The sequence below is a fragment of the Vibrio thalassae genome (genome assembly GCF_900089835.1).
Lineage (GTDB): Bacteria > Pseudomonadota > Gammaproteobacteria > Enterobacterales > Vibrionaceae > Vibrio > Vibrio thalassae.
This window is the reverse complement of record NZ_OANU01000030.1, coordinates 1-12,424: the sequence shown is the minus strand read 5'-3', so window position 1 is coordinate 12,424 and position 12,424 is coordinate 1. Positions and strand designations below refer to the sequence as shown.

Here is a 12,424-nt window from a genome sequence, read left to right as displayed (position 1 = left end):
CTAACCCCTATAGGCTATTCAGTCTTTAGGCTTATGCTGATACTTCTACTGCACCTTGGGTGATGCGAGTTTTGTATGCTTTTACGCTAAAGTGCTCATCTTCCATGCAAGCACCTGTAGCCAAGTTGAAGCGCTGTTTCTTGAGTGGACTTGCTACCCAAAGCTCACCTTGATGCTCAACGATTAATCCACGTGATAACACGTTAGAGCGATAGAACGGATCCATGTTGCTGATTGCTAGGACTTCTTCCGCAGTCGTTGGACGGAAGATCGCAACTTGTTGGCCATCCACCAATGCACACACGCCAGTTCCAGGGATGATGTCTTGGATATCACATACTTTTTGAAATGCCATGATTACTTCTCCAACTCAACGTGTAGGATGTCACCCTTAGCTTCTGGGTGTTTCTCTGTAAATGTTGCTGGACGATGTTGCTCGCGCTCTTGAACGAAAACTACATTGTCATCACGAAGGTGGCTATTGATGAAATGAGAGAAGCGTTTAAGTTGAGACTCATCTTCAATCGTGTTCTTCCATTCACAGCTATAATCACCCACTAGACGTTGAAGGTCGGCTTCTAACTGTTCGTTGATGCCAAGTTTGTTCTCAACGATCACTTCACGCAGGTAGTCGACCCCGCCTTCCATATTTTCCATCCAAACTGAAGTACGTTGGAGTGGTGCTGCTGTACGGATGTAGAACATCATGAAACGGTCGATGTATTGAATAAGCGTTGCTTCATCTAGGTCAGAGGCCAATAGATCAGCGTGACGCGGTTTCATACCGCCGTTACCACACACATACATGTTCCAGCCTGCGTCGGTTGCGATAATACCTAGGTCTTTACCTTGAGCTTCAGCACACTCACGAGTACAGCCAGATACACCAAACTTCATCTTATGAGGAGTACGGATGCCTTTGTAACGGTTCTCGATGCGAGAGCCCAGACCAACAGAGTCTTGAACGCCGTAACGACACCAAGTTGAACCCACACACGTTTTCGCCATACGCAGTGCTTTCGCATACGCTTGACCAGTCTCGTAACCCGCTTCAATCAGTTTCTTCCAGATAGCTGGAAGGTCGTCTTTTTGCGCGCCGAACAGACCGATACGTTGTGCACCAGTCACCTTAGTGTAAAGGTTGTACTCTGCTGCCACTTCAGCTAGCACTTTCAGTGCTTCAGGAGTCACTTCGCCACCAGCCATGCGCGGGATAACTGAGTAAGTACCGTCTTTCTGGATGTTACCTAGGAAGTTATCGTTGGTATCGTGCAACTTCACTAGCTCAGGCTTAAGGATGTGGTCACCCCAGCAAGACGCTAAAATAGAGCCTGCAAGTGGTTTACACACTTCACAGCCGTATCCTTTACCGTGTTTCTCAAGCAGCTTTTCGAACGTCTTGATCTCTTCGATACGTACTAAGTGGAACAGTTCTTGGCGAGAATAAGCAAAGTGTTCACACACGTCGTTTTTAACTTCGATGCCTGATTTTGCTAATTCAGCATTAAGGACAGAGGTAACAAGAGGGATACAACCGCCACAGCCAGTACCTGCGCCAGTTACCGCTTTGATATCGCCAATCGTGTGATGACCATCAGCAACAGCTTGTGCAATCTTGCCCTTAGTGACATCAAAGCAAGAACAAATAACGGCTGACTCAGGGAGAGAATCTGCACCTAATGTTGGTTTTTCAGAACCAGCATGCGCAGGCAGAATCAAAGTATCAGGGTGTTCTGGAAGTTCGATTTCGTTGAGTTTAAGCTGAAGCAGATCACCGTAATCAGAAGTATCACCAACCATGACCGCGCCAAGTAACTTCTTACCGTCTTCAGACACAATAAGACGCTTATACACTTCTTGCTCGTCGTTTTGGTAAACGTAGCTCTTACATCCAGGAGTACGACCATTGGCATCGCCAATTGAGCCCACCTTGACGCCAAGTAGCTTTAACTTAGCGCTCATATCCGCGCCTTCAAACTGACTGTCGTTACCAACTAAGTGATCAACCGCCACTGTCGCCATCTTATAACCAGGAGCAACGAGACCATAGAACGTACGGTTCCATGAGGCGCACTCACCAATGGCATAAATATCTTGGTCAGTAGTTTGAGCGAAGTTGTTGATTTCGATACCGCCACGAGGTGCAACACCCAAGCCCATTTGACGAGCAAGTTTGTCCTGTGGACGAATACCCGCGGAAAATACGATAAAATCCACTTCAAGGTCAGTACCGTCGGCAAACACCATAGTGTTTCGCGCTTCTTTACCTTCAGGTTTGATTTCAAGTGTATTTTTGCTTGTATGAACTTGAACGCCCATACGTTCAATTTTGTTGCGAAGTTGCAGACCGCCATGAAGGTCTAATTGTTCCGCCATTAATACTGGAGCGAACTCGACAACGTGTGTCTCGATCCCCAGTGCTTTTAGAGCGCCTGCTGCTTCTAAGCCAAGTAGGCCGCCACCAACCACAACGCCGCGTTTACTTTTCTTCGCCGTTGCTTCAATAGCTTTAAGGTCTTCAATAGTGCGGTAGACAAAACAGTCTTTACTCTCGTTACCTTTAATAGGTGGAACAAATGGGTAGGAACCTGTAGCGAGTATAAGCTTGTCGTATTTAATTTCACGACCCGTGCTGGAATAAACGATTTTGTTTTCACGGTTAATGTTGATCGCGCGCTCGCCAATCAGAACATTGATGCCATGCTTCTCATAGAAACCTTCTTTTACTAGGGAAAGTTCGTCTGCTGTGTGGTGTGAAAAGTAAGAGGATAGGTGGACACGGTCATAAGCGACGCGTGGTTCTTCACAGAAAACGGTGACGTCATAGTTAGCCATATCGGTTTTCTCGACTAAATCCTCGAGATAACGATGACCGACCATGCCGTTTCCTATCACGACAAGCTTCATCTTGCTCATATTAATACCTAAGTGTTAGTTCTTCGAATCTCCGCGCATTGTTAAATGTGAAAGAAAATTAAAACATGATGTAAATCAATTACACTTTTGAACTACCCTAAAGGGGTAGGCTGGGCGATTAACTAATCAACAAGTTGATAGTAGAAGGGGGGATTTATAGGATCTAAGCATAGCAATCGGTTTACCACGCGAGCGAATGCAGAACAGTATAAGTATTTTTGTCATACAATAATGCTGTTTTTACATATGTTGTAATTTACGTACATAGACCATGCAAATTGCGTAGCATATAAGCAAATGAAATATCTATATAGGATCTTGTTCTATTAGCTTATGTTCACCCTATACTAGGGTGTTTATAACCGTTGTTAATAATGAGGTTCGCTGGCGCGAATTACGAGGTTAGCTGGTGAGAATTACGTTCGTAAGTTAAATTACAAGGAGGAGATATGAAAGAAGTTAATATCCAAGCGGTAATCGCTACCTTTGTCCTAGGACTACTCTTCGGTTGCAATGGAAGTGAGGGAGACTCCAGTTTAGGCAATCAGACACAAACTCAGACCATTCCGACATCTCAGCTTTCGCTGCCTGAACAATTGGAGGTAGTGACCAATGAAAACGACTAAGTTAATGCCCTTAACATTGGTTATGGCCTCTTTGTCCATACAGGCTGAATACAACGACGCTGGTACAGATTATACGCTCGCCGAGCAACAATCACATGTCTGGAATAAAGCATTAGAACCTATTGAACTTGTCAACAGCATCCTGTGTTTTACGGCTCAGTTTAACAGCGTTGAGTTTGCTAACCAGGGACCTTATTTGGTGCTAGCTGATGAGTCGGTGTGCTTTGATGAAGATGAATCTGCTGATAGCGGACAATCGTCAGGAGCGAGTAATCAAACCCAGTTGATGAAAGCGGTTAGTTCGGTGGTTCGTGAGTCCGATTCAGATCCGCTACTCGTTAGTGTATGGCTTCCAGATATGGGACAAAGTGACGAGCGAGAACAAGCGATTAAGTTCAAAGCGGAAATCCACAATGGCGCTACTGACGCTAATCCCTTTGGTGATTTCACCTTTAATTTCGACTTTTTTGATAATTTTGACCAAAACACTCAAACAGGAGGAGGAGAAGTCAAAACGATCTCCGGTCTTGACGGACAAATTGGCTTCACGCTTTATGAGCAAGGTAGTCACAGTGCTAACGAAACCTACAAACAATTTGCCAGTGTTGTCATGTCTGAAGATAGAACCACAGGCGTTGCGTTAACGGGAATGGAATACTCTGGTCAATACGGTAGTGGAGGACAGACATTTGCACTAGCATTCAATGAGAATCGTGTATTAGTTCAGAGTACCAATGGCGGTTTTGATGATTTGCCCTACAAGTCAGGAGACTTTGCAACTGGCTCTCAATGTTTGAGTCGGACAGAATTTTCATCACACGTGCATCGATATGATTTATTTGATGCATCGACAGGGGCTGCGGTCGGACTCAATAGTGGTTTTCCTATTCGCTATGATACTGCGGGTAATGGCAATAACGATAGCTACGGTTTTGTCGATTACTGGGGACTTTGGACCGAAAGCGGTCATCAGTTCAGTAATGGTGATACCGTAGTGAAAGATAGCGACGGACAGCAGGAAACTCTGACAGTCGTGACAGCACCGGGTCGTCTAATAAAGAACACAGTGAACTTGTTAGCGCTCACTGAATTAGCAGGGATCGACTTTAACTATTGGGATGATGATGTCTATCAAGACAGTTCTTTCGATCAATGGGTCGTGAACTACAGCAATCAACAGTTCGTTAAAGTGGGTAAGCTGTCTTGGACGGATAATGGTCCGAGTGTGACGCAGCTAGAAACACCCATCGTAATATCGCTTGGTGATTACGACACTTTATACATGTATTCTGAGCAGCTCGGCGGAGAAGTGAAGTATCTCAATGGAGAGGATAGCATAACTTATTATGTCCAAACCTTTATTGATGGGTCACAACAAGGTGGTGCTGCACTTCCTAACAACGGTACCATCACACTAACTTGTTACGATAATTGCCCTAAAGGCACTATTGATGACCAACAGATCGCCCAATATTGGGGAGAGAATAGTCCATTTGAAACTGAGCAGGGGACTGCTTATCAGTTTACGTTCTCGATTGATGGTGTTAATGCACTTACGCTCGTTAGCGTAACCAGCGGCGAAGCGGTTCATTTTGATTCGTCTATCACCTCATCAGACCTTGAATCTACGCCACACCATTGGGGGGTGAGAACAGGGCCAATGGTTCTATCGTCACAATCTATTTCAAATTCTTGGGAGATCTACGATCCTAACGTTGTGCAAGAGTTTTATGTGTGGGAAACAGGGGTCAATAATTGGAATCGATTGACTACAGTGCGCAATGAATCTGGGGATATCGTTAGTTTCGACCGCCCAATTCAGTTCAGTTATGTTCATACCAACACCAATGACCGAAATGGTGATGCTGGTGACTATGAAAACCAAACCTTTATGCTCAACTATGGAGGAAATGGTAATCTATGGGGTATTCCAAATATAAAAAATGACGAAGATGATCACTACCGTGCTGCCTTTTCAATCGACGATGGTGTCGTTATGGGAGGGAGCAATCAATACGTTATAAAGGCTCGTGAAATTGAAGAGTTGATGAAACCTTTGGCAACGTCTGAGTGCAACGAATTAAGCTTGCAAGACCCTGCTGTTGCGGTCCCAACTTCCGTCACAGGCAGTGCCGATATCGGCAGTATGCCCGAGGTGACAGGAGAGCCAGCGGTGATTGCAGGTGTGACACAATAAAATCAATGGGCTCCATATCGGAGCCCAATTTTTATCCCAGAAATAACCAAACTCCAACGCCACACATGAGTGCACCCGCAATACGGTTCATGGTTCGTACGTTGTTTGCATTGCCTAATGTTCGTTTCAACCCTTTTCCTCCGGTCGCGTAGATCGTCATACAAACAAACTCACTGAACAGAATAATACCGAGCATGATAGATACTTGCCCAAGCATCGGTTTTGATTGATCGATAAATGGTGGCAGCAGCGATATCATAAAAGCCCAACCTTTTGGGTTGGCGATGGCAGTAACAAAACCTTGAACGACCAGATCCCAGTCGTTATGTATGGTTTGTTGTTCGACATCTGATGTAATAGCCAATTTGCCTCTTGAACGCCACATTTGAATACCGAGATAAAACAAGTAGGTTGCCCCGACCGCTTTAAACATGGTGAAGATCTCTGGGTATTTCAACATAACGGCGGCGATACCAAGAATAGCGGCAAGAGAAACCGCAGCAACACCAAGCAGTTCGCCGATCATCATCCATAAGGTGCGTCGATACCCAATACTCATACCCATGGTCAATGCGAGCGTCATGCACATACCGGGGGTAATGGAAACGAAGAAGAAAGTAGGGATAAATATTGACAGTGTTGCCCAATCCATAATGATACGTTTTAGAATATTTAACAATTTGGCTATTAATAACAGAGATTTCGTGACAGAACTATCAATTTATTAAACAGAATGGAATATTTTTCGTTCGTTAAAGGCTAGCGTTAAATAGAGTGGTTAAGTCCTTAAAATGATAAAATAGGGCTAATTGGTCAAATATTAGACGCATCGTTCTGTTAAATAGAGTAAGCCTCAATGGTAACACTTTGACATACATAATGTTTACATTCATTGTTGTTGAGCTATCTAACAACGTATATAGGAAACTAAGAAATGGAATTCAAAAAACCATTCGTCGAATGAGTACTATTGTGATTGCGTCTCTCTCTGCTGTGGCGACCTTTCAAGTGCATGCTGACTATAAAGTATACCGTCTAAAATTGGCCGAAACGTGGGGACAAACACGCCGATTTTAGGTGATGCGAGTAAGAACATGGCCAAATTGGCCAAGGAAATGTCAAATGGTCGCTTGATTATCCGAGTTGACTCTGCCAACAAGCACAAAGCGCCTCTTGGGGTGTTCGATATGGTGAAGTCCGGTCAATATGACCTAGGACATTCAAGTTCGTATTACTGGAAAGGTAAGGTTCCGAATACGTTGTACTTTTCATCCATGCCGTTTGGAATGACGACCATGGAACAGTACTCTTGGTTCTATCATGGCGGTGGCTTGGAACTCATGCAGCAAGTCTATGCACCACATAACTTGTTGTCCTTCCCTGGTGGTAATTCCGATATTCAAATGGGCGGCTGGTTTAAAAAAGAGATTAAGACCGTTGATGACCTAAAAGGCTTAAAGATGCGTATCCCTGGGTTCGCGGGTGAGGTGTTGGCAAAAGTGGGCGCTAAACCGACCAATATTGCACCGGGTGAGCTTTATACTTCGTTGGAGCGAGGCACCATTGACGCGTTAGAGTGGGTCGGACCGGCCTTTGATCTGCGTATGGGCTTTCAAAAAATCGCGCCTTACTATTACACGGCGTGGCATGAGCCAGGTTCGGAGACTCAGTTCCTAGTGAATAAAAAAGTGTGGGAATCTTTGCCAGCTGATCTGCAAATCATCTTAGAGACTTCCTTCCGTGTAGCGGCGTTTGATATGTACACACAAGCCCTACATGAAAACGCAAATAGTTGGTCTAAGATGAGTTCAGAGTATCCAAATATTAAGATTCGTTCTTTCCCACCGGAAGTGATCAATGCACTGAAAACAGCCAATGCAGAGTCACTTCAACAGCAAGCGGCCAACGACGCGTTGGCGAAAGAGATACTCGATTCACAAGCGAGCTATTTAGTAAAAATGCGTGAATGGACAAATATCTCCCTTCAAGCTTATCTGAATGACCAGGCTGACTAACGTGACATGCTCGGTTGCAACCAAGCGCCCCGCCTTGTGCGGGGCGATTGGTTATTGGGGTGCTCGACTGGTAAACGAGATGTCTTTTCCGTGTCCAGAGCCAATCATTACCGCCTCAAAGATAGGGGCGGAAGCCTGATTTGGATTTGACCATTGAATTAGAAAGTTGGCTCCCGCACCGCCACTGACTTCGCGCTTTTCAACTAAGTATTCAGAACTCGACATGGCGTCAAGTTTGTAACCTTGAGAGACAAATTCTCGTACCAATTGTCCATTGGTGTCGTAGTAATTGATGCTGTGAATATTGATATTGGCGCTAGGGTCGGTGTTTCGCACCACCAGCGTACTTTCTAATAATACCGCCTTACCGCCATCGGTGTAGATATGTGAATAAACAGGGACATAAGAGTGATAGGTATCGTCTGTGCTTCCATTTGTCGATTTAAGAGAGGTTCTTTCTATTTGCTGCGCTTGATGGCTGAGTTTTTCTTCAATGGTATCTACAGATTTCACCAAGCTACCTAGGTAGATGGCCAGTCCAATGACAAGTATGGTTGAGAGAATGGACACGAACTGGCTAGCATTATGTTTTGCTGTCATAAAGTCTCCTATTACTGTTGATTTTGCTCTAGCCATTATATTCGACCTAGCGTGAAAAGTGTTCCAATCAACGCAAAATCATAGTGTTAAAGACGAGGTTTTCTGTTAGCAATTGTGATATTCAAATCACGGGAATCAAAGTTCTGGAGTAGGTTGATACGAACGTTTAGATGGCTCATGAATAGCAATCAGGTCGGTAAGTTTATTGTCATCAATAATGATACTTCGAACGCTATCATTACGTTTGGCCTCATACATGGCGAAATCGGTATAGATCAGCAGTTGTTTTATACGGAGCGCGCTAGTGTTAGGTGGGAAAACACCGAGAGACGCGTGCAGTGTTAACGTTACGCCGCTGCCTCTTACGATAAATGGATAGCTTTCTAATTGTTTAAGTATGCTGTCTAATTCATCGGTCGAACACTCGGTAATAGCGACAAACTCGTCACCACCAATTCGATAAATTTCTCCATCAATAGTTTCTCTCAAGCGTTTCGCATAGCAGCGCAATACTTGGTCGCCAACCGTACGGCCGTAGGTGTCGTTGATATGTTTAAAGCGATTGAGATCGATATATATTAGCCCGTTATCCTTATCAAGGAATTGTTTACTAATTCGGTTTAACGCGTGGCGATTTTTAAGTTTGGTTAACGCATCATGATTGGCACGATGGTTAGTAATGTAACCAAACAGGAACGTCACTAATACCAACAATGCTAATAGGGCATTGATGATATTCAAGCGACGTTTATCACTTTCTTTTTCGTTTAGCTCACGCCATTTTGCTGGTGGTTGGTGGTGACGATTAATGGCATCGGCGTCTATAAAATCTAAGGTTCGATTAAACAGTTGAGCGAGCGTTTGTCCGCGTTCAGTTTTAGGGAAGCCGAAGCTTAAATCGGATTGATAGAAAGGACGAAAATGACGGTCTTCAGTGACATTGGTAATAGTGTTTTCATACAGTAAGGTATCCAAGGTTACCTTACTGGTAACGGCGTAATCGACTTCGCCTGTAATAAGGCCTTTGATGAGTCGCTCGGTATTGCAATAGTAGGTTAAGGTTTTATTTGGTAATGAACGTCGAGTGACAGAAGAAAAGACATCGTTTTCCACAACGCCAACTTTTTCTGCAAACAGCTCTGATATATGCCGATAGACTTCTTCTTTGTAACCAATACGTTTAGCGATGACGCCGTTGATGGTGGCGTATGGCCGACTAAACCAGAGTAAATGTTGGCGGTGTGCAAAGTCGGTGATGGGGGGGGTGACATCCCGTTCACCGAGTGTGAGCTTTTGTAAAGACGCCGACCATGTTTCAGTCGGATCGTAAACCATGTTGCATTTGAGTTGGTTCAGCGTACATATTTTCTTGGCAAACTCGACTGATATACCAGTAGGTTGATCGCTGGAACTAGAAAAAACATAGGGTGGGCGAGGATTGAGATAGATCTCAACGGTAGCATCCAAATCTAAACCGCTCGATTTAACCTTTTTCCGTAATTGTTTGATCGCTATTTCAGTAATGTAATCATCGATAAATTGACGAATCTCTTTTTCGACCTCATCTTGAGCAATAATGTCACTAAATAAGGTGAGTAGGGGTTGGTTTTGTGGTTTGTTCGTGACAATGGAAACCGGAGGGATAGAAAGCCGATCATTGATAGAAGCGGCTTTGAATCCAGCTGATAGAAAGTTCTCTAGTTGCAAAAAGGTGCCTATGTAACCATCAATGTCACCTGCCAGTAAGCTTTCGTGTGCAACATCATAGTCATTGAAACTCAAAACGCGTTTGTTGGGATAATAACGCTGGATAATGTCATTGAATGCCGTTCCGATGGTTGTTCCAATCACATGCATGTCATCAAAGGGTTTGCCTTCGATATTGAATAAGTAAGTTGGCTCAATATTAATAGGCTGAGAAAAGATGAAGCGTGATGAGCGGTTTTTTGTAAAAGTCACATTAGCGGCAAAATCAACATAACCACTTTCAACAGCTTCGAGTCGATCACTAAAATCAGGATAATTTACGTATTGAAATGCAATGTTGGATTGCTTCTCTATGGTTGAAAAAATAAATCGAGCGATAAAATCTCGTTCGTGTGCCGCGACAACAAATGTCTTTTGAAGAGCCGTTTGCGCGAAAGATGCGGGCGATACTCCGATCAGTACGATCAGCACAACCATGCGAAAGAGCATGGTTGTTATAGTGAGCACGCGATTCGGGTTCAACTCTAATAACTCCTTGCTTGGGATGAATCAGAGATATTACGCCAGTTTAATTATAAAGATGCAGATTACAAGGCTAAGTAGCTGAATTAACATTAAAATAGGTTTTATTTTCGAAAACTGAGATAGGAGTATTATTCACGGAATGAATATCACAGTAAGGGGGAAGAGCATGTTTAAGGCGAGTTTTGGGAGAGGGGCACATGCTGCGCGCGATAAAGAGCGTCAAAGGCTACCGTCAACAAGGTAGCCTTTGTGACTAAAGTGTCATTAAACCATAACTGCGCCGTCGGCATTATTAGGTCCATTGTCACGCTTGGCGATATGAAGTCCCCACATAGCCAGTAATGCCATCACCATCATAATCACGCCTAATGGTAGTTGACTAGTTGCTGGAATTACCGAGGCACCTAACGTTGCTAAGCCTGCACCGAGGTTTTGCATGCCACCTAACACGGCTCCGCCAGTCCCAGCATGGTTTGGAAACGGCGTTAACGCTCCAGTTGTCGCAGCTGGAAATAAAACACCGGCGCCAAGGAAGTATACTGTTGAGCCAATAGTCAGTGTCCAAGCATCGGTAGAGCCTTGTAAACCGGGAATAAGAACGATCGCAGCGCCCAACATTATGGAGACGAGACCAAACTTAAATGCCGCTTTGTTTCCGTAGCGCTTTGCAATGATTGATGACAGCCCAGCGCCCAACAAATAGCCAGGAATGGGCAGGACAAACAAAATACTAACCGTTAACGCTGAGAGTTTTAACACCCCACCAAACAATACGCCAGCTGCTGCTTCAAATACCGCCACTCCGGCAAAGGTTGCGACCAAGCAAATAACATAGCCCTGGAAACGTTTGTCAGAGAGCACAAATCGGTAGTTATCCATTGCTGAACGGTGACTGCGTCGCTCTACAGGCAGGGTTTCAACAAGTTTAGAGGCCATAACGATGACCACTGCAACCGCAAACAGTGTTAAAAATAGGTAGCTAGATCGCCAGCCCATTGTTTCAGTCAACAAGCCACCAAGTACGGGAGCAAGCAGTGGTGAAAAGATCACGCACATGCTAATAATGCTATTTGCTCGGTGAAGTTCTTCGCCTGAGAAACAGTCTCTAGACAGAGTACGAGACATGGCACCACCACTACCAATGCCAGCACCTTGAACGAAGCTACCTAGTAGAAATAATTCAAAAGAGTGAGCGAACAAACTGATCAGGGCACCAATAAGATAGATCCCAAGACCCACAATAATAATTGGCTTACGTCCTAATCTATCTGATAACGGACCGTAGACAAACTGAGACAGGCCGTAAGGAATTAAGTAACACGCCATGACCGCCTGTAGCATTGCTGGGTTAACGCGAAATTCCTGAGCCATTTGACCAATTGACGGTACGTACATAGTCTGAGTCAGTTGACCAACAGCGGTCAAAATTGCGATCAAAAAGGTCAGCTTTGCTAATGGGTATTTGGATGCCATTTTGTTTTTGTCTCGTATCTACAGGAGTTAGTGTATTTTTCTTAGCATTCGACAGAGTCGGTGATAGGGCGCAGATATTAGAGAAAGACACAGATTCAAGCAATAAAAAATTGTGAGGTTAATCAAGATAAATATTTAGAAAATGGATAAGTAAAAATGGCTCTTCTCCGCTTAGATGAGCTTGACAGAAGGGTATAATATTGAACTTACCTCAGGTACTGAAAGCTGTTTAATCTTCAGTTTGAAGTATTCGGTATCTCTTATCCCGCGAGCTCTTCTACGCAACAATCCTATTGATACATTGCCAGCCTCGATTATAGAGCTGGTTAGTCGGTCATACTTTGCAAAGTTACAGATGCCTTCTT

General features: G+C 44.2%; 9 protein-coding genes and 1 pseudogene. 3 read left to right on the top strand and 7 right to left on the bottom strand.

Annotated elements, in window-relative coordinates; all coding sequences use genetic code 11:
- Positions 1-31 precede the first annotated feature (31 nt).
- Together nirD and nirB are read right to left on the bottom strand one after the other, a co-directional pair.
- On the bottom strand, positions 32-355 hold the full coding sequence (gene nirD, locus VTH8203_RS11280) for a nitrite reductase small subunit NirD (RefSeq protein ID WP_096993773.1): 324 nt from the start codon (positions 353-355) through the stop codon (positions 32-34).
- Positions 356-357: 2 nt separating this feature from the next.
- Complete coding sequence (gene nirB, locus VTH8203_RS11275) at positions 358-2,916, bottom strand: nitrite reductase large subunit NirB (RefSeq protein ID WP_096993772.1); 2,559 nt, start codon at positions 2,914-2,916, stop codon at positions 358-360.
- Positions 2,917-3,365: 449 nt separating this feature from the next.
- Here nirB and VTH8203_RS24525 point away from each other — a divergent pair, with 449 nt between their 5' ends.
- Both VTH8203_RS24525 and VTH8203_RS11270 read left to right on the top strand, forming a co-directional pair.
- Positions 3,366-3,542 (top strand): hypothetical protein, encoded by a 177-nt coding sequence (locus VTH8203_RS24525; RefSeq protein ID WP_158296123.1) that lies wholly within the window; start codon positions 3,366-3,368, stop codon positions 3,540-3,542.
- The gene (locus VTH8203_RS11270; protein ID WP_096993771.1) at positions 3,529-5,739 is read left to right on the top strand and encodes a hypothetical protein; all 2,211 of its coding nucleotides are present in this window, start codon (positions 3,529-3,531) and stop codon (positions 5,737-5,739) included. The genes VTH8203_RS24525 and VTH8203_RS11270 overlap by 14 nt, the downstream gene beginning before the upstream one ends.
- A 31-nt stretch (positions 5,740-5,770) precedes the next feature.
- Here the strand turns inward: VTH8203_RS11270 and VTH8203_RS11265 are convergent, their stop codons facing one another.
- Positions 5,771-6,391, bottom strand: a complete 621-nt coding sequence (locus VTH8203_RS11265; RefSeq protein ID WP_096993770.1) for a LysE family translocator — start codon at positions 6,389-6,391, stop codon at positions 5,771-5,773.
- Positions 6,392-6,699: 308 nt separating this feature from the next.
- On the opposite strand from VTH8203_RS11265, the pseudogene VTH8203_RS11260 reads away from it, so the two are divergent.
- Positions 6,700-7,754 (top strand): annotated as a pseudogene (locus VTH8203_RS11260) (TRAP transporter substrate-binding protein).
- Between the two features lie 51 nt (positions 7,755-7,805).
- Here the strand turns inward: VTH8203_RS11260 and VTH8203_RS11255 are convergent.
- The 4 genes from VTH8203_RS11255 to VTH8203_RS11240 form a co-directional block, all read right to left on the bottom strand.
- Positions 7,806-8,354 carry a DUF3124 domain-containing protein gene (locus VTH8203_RS11255; protein WP_158296122.1) on the bottom strand — a complete coding sequence of 183 codons (549 nt, stop codon included), beginning with the start codon at positions 8,352-8,354 and terminating at the stop codon, positions 7,806-7,808.
- 135 nt (positions 8,355-8,489) lie between these two features.
- The gene (locus VTH8203_RS11250) at positions 8,490-10,583 is read right to left on the bottom strand and encodes a transporter substrate-binding domain-containing diguanylate cyclase (RefSeq protein ID WP_096993768.1); all 2,094 of its coding nucleotides are present in this window, start codon (positions 10,581-10,583) and stop codon (positions 8,490-8,492) included.
- 267 nt (positions 10,584-10,850) lie between these two features.
- Positions 10,851-12,059: a multidrug efflux MFS transporter EmrD gene (emrD, locus tag VTH8203_RS11245; protein ID WP_096993767.1), complete on the bottom strand. Its 1,209-nt coding sequence runs from the start codon at positions 12,057-12,059 to the stop codon at positions 10,851-10,853.
- Between the two features lie 171 nt (positions 12,060-12,230).
- Positions 12,231-12,424 (bottom strand): transposase (locus VTH8203_RS11240; RefSeq protein ID WP_167385784.1); only part of this gene is annotated, 194 nt, incomplete at its 5' end.

What these genes read in the sequence shown, in the direction of transcription:
- VTH8203_RS11270 (WP_096993771.1), top strand. Translation starts at nt 3,529, where the DNA reads ATGAAAACGACTAAGTTAATGCCCTTAACATTGGTTATGGCCTCTTTG.
- VTH8203_RS24525 (WP_158296123.1), top strand. Translation starts at nt 3,366, where the DNA reads ATGAAAGAAGTTAATATCCAAGCGGTAATCGCTACCTTTGTCCTAGGA.
- nirD (WP_096993773.1), bottom strand. Translation starts at nt 355, where the DNA reads ATGGCATTTCAAAAAGTATGTGATATCCAAGACATCATCCCTGGAACT.
- nirB (WP_096993772.1), bottom strand. Translation starts at nt 2,916, where the DNA reads ATGAGCAAGATGAAGCTTGTCGTGATAGGAAACGGCATGGTCGGTCAT.
- VTH8203_RS11255 (WP_158296122.1), bottom strand. Translation starts at nt 8,354, where the DNA reads ATGACAGCAAAACATAATGCTAGCCAGTTCGTGTCCATTCTCTCAACC.
- VTH8203_RS11265 (WP_096993770.1), bottom strand. Translation starts at nt 6,391, where the DNA reads ATGGATTGGGCAACACTGTCAATATTTATCCCTACTTTCTTCTTCGTT.
- emrD (WP_096993767.1), bottom strand. Translation starts at nt 12,059, where the DNA reads ATGGCATCCAAATACCCATTAGCAAAGCTGACCTTTTTGATCGCAATT.